We start from the raw sequence: 12,469 nt of genomic DNA on the forward strand, positions 1-12,469 counted from the left end.
CAACGTCTCAAACCTTGGCTTGAGGTGTTTGCTATTCCTGGATTGCGTCATGGCTTGTATCGGCTGATGAATTGCATGCATCAGTTTCGGGCTAGTCCACTAGCTATTCAGGTGAAAGTTGCCTGAACAATCCTTTTTGCTTAACGAAAGTGACTAAAGAGGGATATATACAACCAATGACCTCAGCCTATGAGGGCCAGCACGGCATGAACCGTCAGGTGGGCGATCATTGCGGACTCTAGCCCGTAGCGCCAGAATAAATACCCCGCAACCCCTGCAACTAAAGAATTTTGGATCAGCAAGAACCCCACTAGGGCTGGGGTTAACGGCAGTCCTAAGGCGATCGCATAGGGCAAGTGGGCCATAGCAAACACCAGAGAGGAAACGGCAATGGCGACTACCACCCATCGGGCCTGGGGTTTACCCTGGCGCTGCTGCCCAAATCGCCAGCCCAGCCATAGCAGCAGCGTCATAAGTCCCCAGCGGATCAGAATTTCTTCGGTGATACCGCCGTAGAGAAATCGCACTAGCAGCGGGGTGGGCTCAGCCGCCCCATAAGCTGGTGGCAGCAGCGGGCGAGACAGCAGGGTAATCGCCGTCAGTAGTGCGCCGCTGATCAACCCACCCACCACACCGGGCAACAGTTGAGGAACCATGGCTTGCCGCCACGATCGCCCAACGGTTAAAGCCTCTGCCCCCGGTGCCATTAGCCCCAGCCGGTGAGCCAAGAGCACGCCTGTCAGCACCGCTACCGACACCAAAACCGTGGGCTGCACCAGCATCAGTAGCCTGACCACGGCGGCAGGTGGGGCACCCTCTGGGAGCAAGGGCAAAGGCAGCAACCCCAGGGTCATCACCCCAGCCATGCCTGCCAACCACAGCAACCCAAACAGTTGCAGCCTAGAGTTCTTATGCTCAACCATGACTCTATCCTCAACTTCATTCCAGAATTGTTATCAAGCGTTCGCGAACTTATCGTCATAGGGTGCAGGTCGTCCCTTCGTCGGGCAGATTGAGATTGATCAGGTAGTTGGCGATGATGTCGTCGATGCAGGCGTTCCCGGCGACGAAGACCACACCGTGCTGTTTGCCCTCGACGGTGAGCAGGCTGGCACCGAGCGTCTCGGCGAGGCTGATGCCGCCTGAGTACGGGGTGGCCGAGTCGCGGGTGGCCGCGACAACCAGGGTCTGCGGGAGTCCTTCAATGTTCTGTGCATACGGAAAGCCGAGGGTGGGCTGCACCGGCCAGTGCTCGCATAGGTTGCGGGCCGTGACGGGCCTGCCCGTGTCCATAAACGGTGCCACCTCGTAGATGCCGCGCATCATTTCCGTTTCCTGCTCGGGCGTGTGGCGTTCCTCATCGAGGCAGTCAATGGCGGTCAAGGCATCACCAAGGTTGCTGTAACTGCCATCGGGACTACGCCCGGCAGAAGCGTCGCGCATCAGCATCAGGGTCTCGCCCTTGCCAGCTTTAAGGTCGGCGATGCCCTGGATGAGCACCGGCCAGATTTGCTCGATGTTAAGCGCGAACAGCACACCGGTCAAGGCTTCGAGGTCGCTAAACTTGCGTCCGTCGGCGGTGACGATCGGTTTGTCAAACAGGGGTTGCACGAGTTGCTGGAAGACGGCGGTGGCCTGTGCGGGGACGGTTCCTAGCGGGCAATCCGGGCTCTGGGTACACAAAGCCGCGAAATTCTCGAAAGACTCCTGGAAGCTCTCGAACTGGACCAGGCGACGTGCGGCGGTGCCGGTGGTGGGATCAGCCGGTCCATCGAGCACCAAGGCTCGCACGTTCTGGGGGAAGGTTTCGGCGTAGATGGCCCCGAGCCGGGTACCGTAGCTGTAACCGACGAAGGTCAGTTTCTCGTCGTCGAGCACCGCACGGAGCACGTCCACATCGCGCACGGCATCGCGGGTGCCTACGTGGGCCAGCACGTCCGCGCCGCCAGAGCGCTCGGCGCACTGCTCATATAACTGGCGGGTATCTTCCTCGGTGTAGTTCTCGCCCCAGAGCCTGAAATTCGTTGCGCCAGGCTCGGATTCGGCATCAGTCCAACATTCCAACGCTGGGGTCGAAGCCCCAACCCCGCGTGGGTCAAAGCCGATCAGATCGAACCGCTCGGTGACCGGGCTGTCAGCCAGATTCTCGGCCATGGTGGTTGCATGAAGCATCCCAGCGAAGCCAGGGCCGCCCGGGTTGAGCAGCAGCGAGCCGATGCGGCTGCCCGGATTACCCCGCGCCGGGACACGCAGCAGGGCGATCTGCGCCGTCCGCCCGTCGGGGTTCTGGTAGTCGAGCGGCACCTCTAAGCGGGCGCATTCAAAGGTGTCGTTGGCGAAGACCGCAGCGTCGGCATCCGTGGTGGCGTAGTCCGCGCAGGGGCCGAACGTTAGCTCTTGAGTGTAAAAGCGCTCCAACCCTGCCGGAATTTCCCCCTGTGCTGGCGGCTGCGTGGCGGTGGGTGACTGCGTGGCGGCGGGCTAGCCGCAGGCACTGAGCGCCAGCATCATGGCCCCGGTCAAGAATGAGTGTCGGATATACATTGTAGCGAGTATGGTGTTCCTCCTCGTGAAACTATTGGCGCTGGGTCGTGTGTACAGCACGACCCAACGCAGGATTTGAGTTACCTGCCACTCGTCGGCAGGGTGAAGCTCGGGGTGCCGGGGGACAGCTTTTCCGCGTGCAGCAGCAGCCGGTAGGTCTCCAGCCACGGTGCCGGTTCGCCGGGCGTTGGTGTGTCGTTGGCCGGGTCGTCTAGGGCGAGTTCAAGCCGCGCGTCGTGGACAATGATTGTCTCGTAGGACGGCGTGTCGATCCAGTCGTTGTCGAGCGCAACCCCCGGCTGGATGGTGCCGATCTCGACGGCCAGCGCATGGCCGACTGGCAGCGTCCAGTCCGTCGACCGCAGCTCGAAGCTTGTCGTGCCGGGTTTCACCACCGCCACCTGCCGGTCGAACATGACGGCGTTGCCATCGGGGGCAACGTCGTAGAGGTCGACCATGACGTTGCCGTAGCCCTCGATTTCAAGCGATACCCGCGGCGCGCCGGTAATGCGAACTGGCTGCTCAAGCGGCGCGGACCAGATGAAGAAGCGATTAATGTCCTTTGCCGCAGGATCGGCGAAGAGGCCGTCGTCCAGATACGACCCGCCGCCGAGCGGGATGGTGACGGCGGCGTCCATGACTGGCCAGGCGTCCTGGGCGCGCCAGGCTCCGGTGCTGTCCTGCACAGCGTAAGCTGGGTAGGACACGGTCGGTTCGATGCCCTTGAGGTACTGGTCGTAGAAGGAGATCACCTCGTCGAACCAGCCCTCGCGGCCCATCTTCAGCCGCCCGTCCTCAGTGCGCTCGTTGCCCCGGTAGTGCTCCCACGGGCCGAGCCAGCCGCGCTGCGGCCCCTGGTGGTTCGCGAGAAACTCCTCCACCGCCTCGGCTTCGGTATTCCACTCGAGGAAGCCCTGCGTGAAAAACAGTGGAGTGTCGGTGCCCTTGGCCTGCTCCGCCAGGTCACGGGTCGTCCAGTGATCGGACTCGGGATCGGGGATCTGGTACTTGACCAGGTTGTCAAGATAACACATCGGGTCCGTCTTCTCGTACTTGGCATTCGTCCGGTAACGCTCGTCGTCGTCCGGCATCTGGGGCAGCGTGGCAATGGTGTTATAGATGTTGGCCACACTGACAATCGTCGCGCGGGGGACGCCGTTCGAGCGGAAGTTGCGGTACAAATCCCAAATCGGCTCCTGTGCGATGACTGCCTTGAGCGCGTCGTGGTTGAGGTTGCTGCCGATCAGGCTGGTGATAGCGTCCGCGGACTTGCCGTACATACCGACGGCACCGGTGGACCAGGGCTGCGTCGCGGCCCAGTCGATTGCGGCCTTTACGTCGGCCTGATCACCCCGCCCCGCAAAGTCCACGCATCCGCTGGAGCCGCCGAAGCCGCGAGTGTCCACCATGACGAAGGCGTAGCCGCGCTGGAACAGGTCGGCCCCTTCGATCAAGTCATTGAAGCGGTTGGAGGGGCCGGTGTGCGCGTGGTTTTCCAGTGCCTGGCCACCGGAGTGCCCCAAGTACGGCCCGACCACCAGGATCACCGGCACCTGCTCGCCTGCGGCCAGTCCTTCGGGCAGTAGCACATCGGCGTGTAGTTCAACGTCGGAGCCGTCCGAGGACGGAAAGTAGTGTTGCGTCCAGGCCGCGCCTTCCGGGACGCGGTCGTTCTCGGCGTGCGTGACCCCTCTGTCGGCGGTGGCAACCGCAGCAGTCGCGGTTACCTCTGGCGTGGGTGGCGGCGTGGCTGTGGGTTGCTGCGCGGGGGCAGGCTGCTCCGCCGGAACGCTCCCCAGCGCGGGCTGCTGCGCGGCTGCGAACTGCCCGCGGGCATTAAGGACAAGCAGCAGTGCCCCGAGCAAGAGCAGGCTTCGGACGTAGGTTTTTCCTGTGTGCATAGGTTTGCTCCAAGCGCGCGAGGTTGGCGTGGCGTTGTGTGTGCGTCCATCGGAATCGGGCGGATGGTTCAAAAACAAGCGAGTCATGGGCAGACACTCCTTTCGCATGATGGTGATTATTCAGGCCGTTCTGATGAGCACCAACACAAAGACCGTGGGCAGGTTGTTGATAACGTGGGCGATGATGCCAGGCCAGACTGAGCCGCTGCGGCGGAACATTTCAGCGCTGATGAGACCAAATACCAAAGCCACTGGGAAGACGGTGTTGATGCCGTGAGCGAGGGCGAAGATCAGCGTGCTGCCCACAACGCCAATCAACGGGCCGTAGCGGAGCAGCGCGTTGGTGATGACACCCCGGAATAGCAGCTCCTCGACGAGGGGCACGAGAAGACCGATAAACAGCGTGGATAGGATGAGGGACAGCACCCCGCCGCTGCCACCGTCACCGAATACGTCCTGAGGGGTGGAGCTATCCCCGGTGAGGGCGGTGTAGGCCATGACCGCAAAGCCCTTGACTACGAAGGTGACCACCCCTGCTCCGACCCCGATGAGCAGCCAACGCCTAGAGACGCGACGTACGCTAAAGGCATGCAGAGAGCGAATCCGCAGCAGCACGGCTGCCCCAAACCCGGCAAAGGGGGCGATAACAGACAGCGCGGCGAGGGCCAGGCCGTAGACGACAGGATCGAGACCGAGCTGCCCGGCCAGCAACACACCCCCACGTGCGACGGCACCGAAGACGGTGAGGCCGACGATGATCTCGGGCCAGCCCGGACGCGGAACTTGGTTGGGTCGGAATGAAGCCGCCGCGCCGGGCTTTCTTGACTCCTGCGGGTGGTTAAAAGGAACTTGAGACATGGTAATAACCTCCTTTAGGTCAACGGGTAAAGCGATCGCGGCGCAGTGAGACAAGGACAACGTGCCGCAGGTGCTCAAGCAGCGCTGTGACCAATATTTGAGATGACCTAGCCCTTAAGATGCGGCTGATATTTGAGCGCAGACTCGATCGCTAGCCACCCTCTCAAGACTGACCAATTGCAATCCCTTTTACGGCTTGTAATGGATTGACTACATTTTTGTGGCAGCGAAAGGTAAGGTTCCGGGTCACCTACAACTCTCATCACAAATCTTTACAGAAATGCGATCATCAGTTATCTGTTCCGCGCCGCACGGCGAGCGGCAGCGCGCCGTGCGGGGTTTCCATCTCGATGGTGCGCCCGTCAGCACCCTCGATAAACCTGACCACATAACCAATCAGCGGCTGGGTGGTCGCGATAAAGCGGTCCCCGCCCAGCGGCAGCAGCTCTACCGAAAAGCGGATACTTTGAAAGCCGGACTCGAGCATCAGGGTGCGGCCACCAACCACGCTCACCTGGGTCGGATGAGGATCCGCGAGGCTCTCATACGTGCCTGCCCAAGGCACCAACTCGGCCCGTTCGGGCTGGTAGGTGCGAGCTGCGTTCAGGTCGGCCCTTCGGCTGGCGTTGTCTTGACCTAACACCTCGAGCTGCGCTTGCAAGATGGCGTTCACGTCGGGGCTGGAGCGACCGAGCAAGAGTTGGGCAACGTGCAGGCGCACGGTCTCCATAAAGATGTTGGCCCCTTCGGCGTTGGCGAGGACGACCACGCCCGAACGGCTTTCGGGCAGCAGGGTCACGTTAGCCGTAAGGCCGTCCACGTTGCCGCTGTGCTGCACCAGCTTCTCCCCCAGAAAGCGCTCAACGCCCCAATAGAAGCCGTACTCGGCGTCCGTGACGAGCGCGGGCGGCACATCCTCCGGGCGCGCGGCGTCCGCTTGAGCTTGGGCGGCGACGGTGCCCGGCAGGCTGAAGTCGGGGGCGGCGACCTGGCCTTTGTGCATCTCCATTAGGCTCGCCTGGGACACGAGCGGTGCACCGTCGCCGAGCTGGAAGCGCACGTAGCGGGCCATCTCGGCGGCGCTTGCGTTAATCGCTCCCGCCGGGGCGTCGGCCTCGGAGATCAGGAAGTCGGTCGTTTGCAGGCCGTTGCGCACGTCGAGTACGTGCGGCAGGGCGATGTTATCCTGCCGTTTAAGCTCCTCTATAGAGAGCGTCGCCGCGCTCATGCCTAAGGGCTCGAGAATGCGATCGCGGGTGAAGTCTTCCCACGACCTTCCTGTGATCCGTTCGATGATCTCCCCGGCGATGATGGTGTTGACGTTGCTGTACACGAACACTTCGCCGGGTTTGCCGACCAACTGGGTGGTGGCGGCGGCCTCGATGACGTCCGCGACGGTGACGCTCGTGTCGAAAGCAGAGGCGTCGGTCCGCACCAAGCCGGTGGTGTGGCTGAGCAGGTGTCGGACCGTCGCCGTGTGGGTGGACTCCGGGTCGGAGAGCTTAAACTCGGGCAGGTAGGTCCTGACGGGCGTGTCGAGGTCCACGAGGTCCTCCTCAACGAGCAGCATCATGCCAAGCGCCGTGAACGACTTGGTGGTCGAACCGATGGCGAACTGGGTGTCGGGCAAGACGGGTGCGCCCGTCGTCACGTCGCGGACCCCATAACCCCGGACGTAGCTAATTTCGCCGTCTTCGACGACCGCGAGCCCGACGCCGGGAACGTCGTAGGCGTCCATCATCTCCTTAACAAAGGTGTCGAGCTGAGCCGTGTCGAACGAAGGCTGGGCGAGGAGAGGAAAGCTTACAACTGAACTGACGAGGACCGCGACGATAGTGAGCATCAAGTATCGAAACTTTCTGCGGGCGAGCGTATACATGTGCATGACAAACCTCATTTAAACTTTGAATATCGTGCGGTAGGCGGGGTGTTTAAGGTGCTGCAGACCGACTAGTCGTAAGCGGAGTATAGTCAACGTCTCCTTAGACAGCCTTTCCTACCTCAGCCGCTGATCATCATCAGCAAAATTGCTTCCGACTATTAACTCTATGCTGTCGATTTCATCAGCTTGTGCTAGATAGGATTGTTTCAGCAACTCAGCGACTTCCTGCGCGATCGCAATCAGAGCATAATTAACGTTAGAGTCATGGAGAGAATCAGTCTGAGGTATACTCCCATGTTTAAAAACATTCTTGTGCTGTAATCTTGAATGCATCATCGGATTATTCTCAATGAAATGCTGATTTGTAATCAACTGGCTTAATGGCCATTGTCACTCCTCTCATGCGCACCCCGTCCCTAGTGATCTCACTCGGCCTTGATCACGAAAGCCTTTAATTCGGCCATCTTGCCGCCGCGAAAGCGCCAGACATCGCAGTACGAGAATGATCCGCCTTCCCGTCTGCATCCTTCAGTGTGATGTCGCCAACTGCCGTGACGAAATCGCCCTCAGCAATTAAGTTGGCGACCGTAAACTTTGGCGGCTCTATGTATGTCTCTGCCATATATTGGCGAACAGCTTCTTTTCCGTTAAGGGTCTTGTCCCCTACGAATGTCCATTTCGTGTCGTCAGTGCAGAATGACAAGAATTCTTCATAGTTGCCTGCAGCGTTCGCCGCATTTGCCGCTTCTAAGATGGCTTTATTGTTCTCCGACATTTGAATTTCTCCTCTGTTCAAAGCAAAAAAGTGGTGTTAGTTGTTATGCTGTTGCCTCTCACTGGTTTACTTCTAAGGACTGGTATACGGCTTACATTGAATCGCCTTCACATTTCGCAGATAGTCCAACTGTGGCTCGAAGCCAGTCGGACAGGAGACATAAACAATGTCCTGCGGCCGGCTTATGACTAAACGGTAGCTGGGTGAAATCTCTTCAGGACTTTCGATCACTTCGATTCTGGGAATCACTTGTGAACTACATTGAATCGCCTCCACATCTCGCAGATAGTCCAACTGTGGCTCGAAGCCAGTCGGACAGAAGACATAAACATTGTCTTGCGATCGGCTAATGACTAAACGGTAGCTGGGTGGAATCCCTTCAACACCTTCAACACCTTCGATCACTTCGATTCTAGGAATCACTTGTGAACTGACTTGAGCCAGGGATGGAAAATTGAACAGTAGGAGTACTCCAAACAGAATTGTGATTGTGGTTGTGATTTTGGTTGAAAGAATCTTTCGGTTCATTAGAAATCTCCTGTGGCTTGTGGTTGTGTAATGTTCTATTGTTTCCAGGGAAGCGGCAATCGATAGGGGTTTTCGTGCATATCCAGGACTTCCCAGGTGGTTGGATTGACTCGCCCTGTAACTGGGATTCTGTAACGTTCTTGGAGATCGCGTACCGCAGACGCTGTGATCGGACCAAAGATGCCATCGGCGATCGCACCACTTGGATTGCCTAATCTCACGCCTGCGGCTCCTAAAAAGCCATTGTCAAGAAGAATACGCTGTAACAGTTCCACGTTTCTACCGCGATCTCCTTGGCGCAAGGTGGGTAAGGTTAAATCAGTGTAGGCAGTTGCGATCAGAACGGGTGATGTTTGCTGTGAAGAAATGCTGTGTGCGATCGCGGGATGAGTGAATGAACCTCCGAGCAATCCTGTTGCGATCGTTAGTACTCCGAAAATGAGTTGAAGTTTCATGATTGTCCTCCTGATAGATCAGTTCTAGTTGGCATCAATTTTGTGTCGCAGTTATTACTCCATCTGCTTGCTCCGATCGGTGTAGAGTAGTGTTGTCGCTGAGGCAAAACTCACGGAACAATTGCAGTAACACGGATCTCAATCCGCATCGTTGGCAGTCCAAGCGCCGCGACTCCTACCTGTGTCCAAATGGGGGCATGGTTGGGCATGTAATGGCGGTATAGCTTGACCATCACCTCATTAACTTCTGGGGGCAACCCACCAACATGGTAAGAATTGATATGGACAACATGCTCCCAACTCGCACCGGCAGTTGCCAAGGTTCGCTCTATGTTCCGAAACGCTTGAGCAATCTCGTCCGCAAGCAATTCTGGAATTTTCAGATTGTCATCCCAGCCACCTTGACCGGATGTCTCCACGCGATCGCCAATTTTTACCGCTTGTGAGTAATGGAAGTTATTCAGCATGTATTCCCCATAACCAGGGGTAACAAAAAACTTGGGCTTATTCATGGTGTTCCTCATGTAATGCGTTTGACTCTATCTCGCGTTGCTGAAACGAGTTTGTTTCGGCATCATCCGATTTAGACCCTAATGTTCAGAATTCACTTGCCATGTAATCACAATGATTTCTGCAAAAAGTAAGACACCTATTAGCCACGAAAACGCTCCTAAAATGGCTTCCATCGTCCAGTTCTGACTCTGAACCTCCCAGATCATCCCAACAATGTTCACTCCAATCACCAACCAGGGTAGAATTACCGCTGAATTCCGTCTGCGATAGAAGCGGATCGTCGTCTCGCGCCAAAATGGGAAGGTGCTGAGGAGACAAGCAATGTAGGAGAATCCTGCACTGACGAACAGGCTGGTTTGAAGACCCGAAGGCAAGTTTGGGTATCCAAGTGCGATCGCTGTCAGACAAACTCCCAGTGCCAGATACAGGAAAGTAAACAAGGTAAATTGTTTCATTCTTTGTAAATAAAGCTCAGCGATAATCTATTCCTAGGTGGCTGACATGACTCAGCTGATAAACAACAATTAGTCCACATGCAGCACAGCCTTACCTGAAAATCTGCGCCCGATCAAATCAGCCGACGTTACGTCTGCTTCACGCCACGAAACTGCTCGATCAATATGCGTTTTGAGCCGCCCCTGCTCAACTAACCTCAGCAGACGAGCCAGCCCAGAACTAGCGCTTTCCATTTCTACTTCGGTGTACAGCGTGAACCCGTAAAGCGTGCGCTGTCCTCCATTCTCGAAATAGAAGTCTGGTAGGGACAGCTTCATCTCGTTACCGCTGCTACTGCCATAACAAACGCAGGTGCCTCCTTGAGCCAAAAACGCAGTTAGCGTCCCGACCAATTCACCGCCTACTCCATCGACAATCAGTCGATAAGGTGCGAACTGCTTGGCTTCTTGCCCGGTCTCGGTGATCACCACTTCATCCGCGCCGTAATCTCGCACAAATGCTTCTTGCGCAGGCTGACGAATTTGGGCAATGACGCTGGCTCCCATCATCTGAGCAAGCTGCATGGCGAAGAGTCCCACTCCCCCTGTTGCCCCTGTGATCAGCACCCGACTTCCTAGTAAACGAGATCCCTTTTCCAGGGCATACAGTGCTGTTAACCCCGCGACGGGCAGTGTGGCGGCATCGGTATCTGATACGCTTTGGGGAATAATAGCCAGAAAGCGATTGGAAATTGCTACATATTCTGCCCAGCCCTCCGAGCGGATGGAGAGGGCAACAATTTTTGTCCCTGTGGGTGGACCACTACCGTCCTGTGCTGTTTGTTCAACAACGCCAACGACATCCCAGCCAATTGGAGTGCCCAGTGGGTCATTTTGCGATCGCTTAAGTTCGCCCCGATTCATCGAAAATGCCTTGACGCGAATCAAGCACTCGTTAGCCTTCGGAGTAGGAACTTCAGTGTCTTGAAAGGTGAGGTTGCCAACGGCATTTGGTGAACTCACGAGCCTACGCATCGCCAGATCCTTGTGTGTAGAGGGCTATAGTTTTATGTTCTAGATAGAACTGTTTCAATCAACTTGCTGTATATCCACCATCGTTGGCGTAGCCTCTCCTACAGGAGAATCACTAAGGGTTGCCCAGTGATGTAGCTGGCAGCATCGGAGCAGAGAAACACAACCTCGCAAACCTGTTTCAATGTCATTCCAGTCAATCGCTGAGAAACATTTAGACCTGCGATCGCAGGTTTAAGCATTGATGGAAAGCTTGTTCTAACCTTTAGTCGCGGTCGCTTGCACGGTCGATCAGTGCGTTTGAGGGCAAGCTCGGATCAACTACCTTGCGCGCACTGTCAACCCCTACAATGGGCAGTGTAACCGGATCAAGCATGCCGAGTTGAACCAATACACTCGCCTGATCCCAGTAGAGGTGTTCATGGGCTAACTTGCCATCACGGAACTGGATAATCGCTACTACTGCCACTTCAATCTGTTTCCCTGTCGGAGCAATGCCAGGTAGCATCCAGTCCATCTGGATGGTATGAGTGAACTTAACTAGCATTTCATCGACGAGTTGATTGGTTCCGATTGTGCGCGAAACCGGAGCCAACTCTATGTCCGGCGGCATCTGTGGAATGAAGTACTTGGAATAAAACTCACGCAGCGCCGATTTCCCGACTCCCCCAGTCATTACCGGAATATGATTCACGTGAGCGTCCTCAACCATTGTAGCGAGAGCATCTTCAGTGCTGTGAGTACCAAACTCGTGCCCGATATGCTCTTCCCAGACCGCTTGTAAAGCTTCCTGAGCAGGTGTCAGGTTGGGGGTTGCCTGTACATTTGCTTGTTTGTCTACAATTTGCTCTTTGACCATGTTAGATTCTCCTAGTTCGTTCTATCTCAACTGTATTGATTTCAATGCTTAATTTCTTTCAGATTCTTATGGTTTTCTTAGTCCCTACTCTTCTAAAACCTTAATGATGAGTTTGCCCTGATTCGTACCGTCAAAGAGCTGTTTCTATTCATAGTTCGATTCTGTGATTGAACCTACAGGTCGCGTAGCAAGATACCATTGGCGATTCACTCACCTTTTTTGTCACTTAAATTTCCTCTTGCATTTCTGTAGTTGCTAAAACTCTGAACATGATGATTTTTTCTTTCAGCCCACTGTGACTCCACCAACGAGTTTGCCGTAGGTTGCGATCGCTTTCTGCACCAATTCCCTGTCCGAGAAGACCACTTTGGCTGCCGCAGCACCGAATGCGATCGCAGTTGCTCTGCCAATTCCCGATGCGCCACCAGTGACTAACGCCACTTTATCTTGCAGCATCATTTTGTTTCTCCTGTTTCAATCAAGATTGACTTTCCGAGATTTAGCTTATTTGTCCAATCGGTCGAACAATGATTTCATTGACATCTACGTCGGCGGGTTGCTCGATTGCGAATGTAATATAAAGTCCGCTTGGAGGAGCATAATTAGAGGGATTGCAATTAGGACTGTGCAATGCCCAAGCAAGTACAAGTTGTGGATTATCTGGCCGTAGATGAGCTAGCGCGTCGGT

Annotated in this window: 11 protein-coding genes and 3 pseudogenes; all 14 read right to left on the minus strand. The window is 56.1% G+C overall.

Annotation, left to right across the window (positions count from 1 at the left end; all coding sequences use genetic code 11):
• Window positions 1-182: 182 nt before the first annotated feature.
• The gene (locus H6F57_RS26900; RefSeq protein ID WP_190632266.1) at window positions 183-923 is read right to left on the minus strand and encodes a CPBP family intramembrane glutamic endopeptidase; all 741 of its coding nucleotides are present in this window, start codon (window positions 921-923) and stop codon (window positions 183-185) included.
• Between the two features lie 55 nt (window positions 924-978).
• Window positions 979-2,418: an alpha/beta hydrolase gene (locus tag H6F57_RS26905; RefSeq protein ID WP_199290063.1), complete on the minus strand. Its 1,440-nt coding sequence runs from the start codon at window positions 2,416-2,418 to the stop codon at window positions 979-981.
• Window positions 2,419-2,624: 206 nt separating this feature from the next.
• Window positions 2,625-4,445, minus strand: coding sequence for a CocE/NonD family hydrolase (locus H6F57_RS26910; protein ID WP_190632268.1), 1,821 nt, complete (start codon window positions 4,443-4,445; stop codon window positions 2,625-2,627).
• Window positions 4,446-4,565: 120 nt separating this feature from the next.
• Entirely contained in the window at window positions 4,566-5,303 is a 738-nt protein-coding gene (locus H6F57_RS26915; protein WP_190632270.1) for a type II CAAX endopeptidase family protein, read from the minus strand.
• 289 nt (window positions 5,304-5,592) lie between these two features.
• Window positions 5,593-7,188 carry a serine hydrolase domain-containing protein gene (locus tag H6F57_RS26920; protein WP_190632271.1) on the minus strand — a complete coding sequence of 532 codons (1,596 nt, stop codon included), beginning with the start codon at window positions 7,186-7,188 and terminating at the stop codon, window positions 5,593-5,595.
• A 422-nt stretch (window positions 7,189-7,610) separates the two neighbouring features.
• Window positions 7,611-7,960: pseudogene (locus tag H6F57_RS26925) on the minus strand (nuclear transport factor 2 family protein).
• A 72-nt stretch (window positions 7,961-8,032) separates the two neighbouring features.
• Window positions 8,033-8,488 (minus strand): hypothetical protein, encoded by a 456-nt coding sequence (locus tag H6F57_RS26930; RefSeq protein WP_190632273.1) that lies wholly within the window; start codon window positions 8,486-8,488, stop codon window positions 8,033-8,035.
• A gap of 35 nt (window positions 8,489-8,523) precedes the next feature.
• Window positions 8,524-8,943 carry a peptidoglycan-binding domain-containing protein gene (locus H6F57_RS26935; protein ID WP_190632275.1) on the minus strand — a complete coding sequence of 140 codons (420 nt, stop codon included), beginning with the start codon at window positions 8,941-8,943 and terminating at the stop codon, window positions 8,524-8,526.
• A gap of 110 nt (window positions 8,944-9,053) precedes the next feature.
• On the minus strand, window positions 9,054-9,455 hold the full coding sequence (locus tag H6F57_RS26940) for a RidA family protein (protein WP_190632277.1): 402 nt from the start codon (window positions 9,453-9,455) through the stop codon (window positions 9,054-9,056).
• A gap of 78 nt (window positions 9,456-9,533) precedes the next feature.
• A complete protein-coding gene (locus H6F57_RS26945; protein ID WP_190632279.1) occupies window positions 9,534-9,911 on the minus strand; it encodes a hypothetical protein in 378 nt (125 codons plus the stop codon).
• A gap of 69 nt (window positions 9,912-9,980) precedes the next feature.
• Window positions 9,981-10,913 carry a zinc-binding dehydrogenase gene (locus H6F57_RS28195; RefSeq protein WP_199290065.1) on the minus strand — a complete coding sequence of 311 codons (933 nt, stop codon included), beginning with the start codon at window positions 10,911-10,913 and terminating at the stop codon, window positions 9,981-9,983.
• 274 nt (window positions 10,914-11,187) lie between these two features.
• The gene (locus H6F57_RS26955; RefSeq protein WP_190632282.1) at window positions 11,188-11,781 is read right to left on the minus strand and encodes an ester cyclase; all 594 of its coding nucleotides are present in this window, start codon (window positions 11,779-11,781) and stop codon (window positions 11,188-11,190) included.
• A 342-nt stretch (window positions 11,782-12,123) separates the two neighbouring features.
• Window positions 12,124-12,240 (minus strand): annotated as a pseudogene (locus H6F57_RS26960) (SDR family NAD(P)-dependent oxidoreductase); the annotation flags it as partial.
• Between the two features lie 40 nt (window positions 12,241-12,280).
• A pseudogene (locus H6F57_RS27315) lies at window positions 12,281-12,469 on the minus strand (hypothetical protein); the annotation flags it as partial.

This window comes from Leptolyngbya sp. FACHB-60 (assembly GCF_014695775.1).
GTDB lineage: Bacteria > Cyanobacteriota > Cyanobacteriia > Phormidesmidales > Phormidesmidaceae > Nodosilinea.

Bases quoted from the DNA above. Each gene is read 5' to 3' on its own strand.
- H6F57_RS26900 (WP_190632266.1), bottom strand. From the start codon at position 923: ATGGTTGAGCATAAGAACTCTAGGCTGCAACTGTTTGGGTTGCTGTGG.
- H6F57_RS26910 (WP_190632268.1), bottom strand. From the start codon at position 4,445: ATGCACACAGGAAAAACCTACGTCCGAAGCCTGCTCTTGCTCGGGGCA.
- H6F57_RS26915 (WP_190632270.1), bottom strand. From the start codon at position 5,303: ATGTCTCAAGTTCCTTTTAACCACCCGCAGGAGTCAAGAAAGCCCGGC.
- H6F57_RS26920 (WP_190632271.1), bottom strand. From the start codon at position 7,188: ATGCACATGTATACGCTCGCCCGCAGAAAGTTTCGATACTTGATGCTC.
- H6F57_RS26930 (WP_190632273.1), bottom strand. From the start codon at position 8,488: ATGAACCGAAAGATTCTTTCAACCAAAATCACAACCACAATCACAATT.
- H6F57_RS26935 (WP_190632275.1), bottom strand. From the start codon at position 8,943: ATGAAACTTCAACTCATTTTCGGAGTACTAACGATCGCAACAGGATTG.
- H6F57_RS26940 (WP_190632277.1), bottom strand. From the start codon at position 9,455: ATGAATAAGCCCAAGTTTTTTGTTACCCCTGGTTATGGGGAATACATG.
- H6F57_RS26945 (WP_190632279.1), bottom strand. From the start codon at position 9,911: ATGAAACAATTTACCTTGTTTACTTTCCTGTATCTGGCACTGGGAGTT.
- H6F57_RS26955 (WP_190632282.1), bottom strand. From the start codon at position 11,781: ATGGTCAAAGAGCAAATTGTAGACAAACAAGCAAATGTACAGGCAACC.